The organism is Photorhabdus aballayi (assembly GCF_026153155.1).
Taxonomy (GTDB): domain Bacteria; phylum Pseudomonadota; class Gammaproteobacteria; order Enterobacterales; family Enterobacteriaceae; genus Photorhabdus; species Photorhabdus luminescens.
In genome coordinates, this window is record NZ_JAPFCD010000147.1 from 1 (window position 1) to 539 (window position 539).

The following is a 539-nucleotide window of genomic DNA, read 5'->3' on the forward strand; positions in this document are numbered from 1 at the left end:
CTGGCGGCAGAAAACCGCCTGTGGTTAAGCCGCAACCGCCGCAAACTCCTGACCTTTTCCACGACGGGCGCCGGGGTATTGCTGGCCCTGTGGACCGGCTGGCACCACTACTATCAGAAAAACTACCGGGCGGGGGACGAGGTGCTGACGCAGGCCAGAACCTTCCTGTCGGTTCCGCCGCCCAAAGGCGAAGACCGCAACGGGAATTTACAGCTGCCCCTGCTCAATCCTATCCGCGAGGCGACGCTGGCCTACGGGGATTACCATCATAAAGGGCTGCTGGCGGATATGGGGCTCTATCAGGGCGCGGATATCGGCCCGTATGTGGAAAATACCTACCTGCAACTGCTGTCTCAGCGCTTCCTGCCCGCCTTAATGAACGGCCTGCTGGACGACCTGAACCGGGCGCCTAAAGGCAGCGAAGAAAAACTGGAAGTCCTGCGCATCATGCGGATGCTGGAAGACGGCAGCGGCCGCAATAAATCGCTGGTCGAACACTACATGCGGACGCGCTGGAGTCAGGCCTTTAACGGTCAGCG

1 protein-coding gene is annotated in these 539 nt (G+C 60.5%); it reads left to right on the plus strand.

The features are described from left to right. A partial coding sequence (locus OO184_RS24965; RefSeq protein WP_283256389.1) for an ImcF-related family protein occupies nucleotides 1-539 on the plus strand: 539 nt, incomplete at both ends.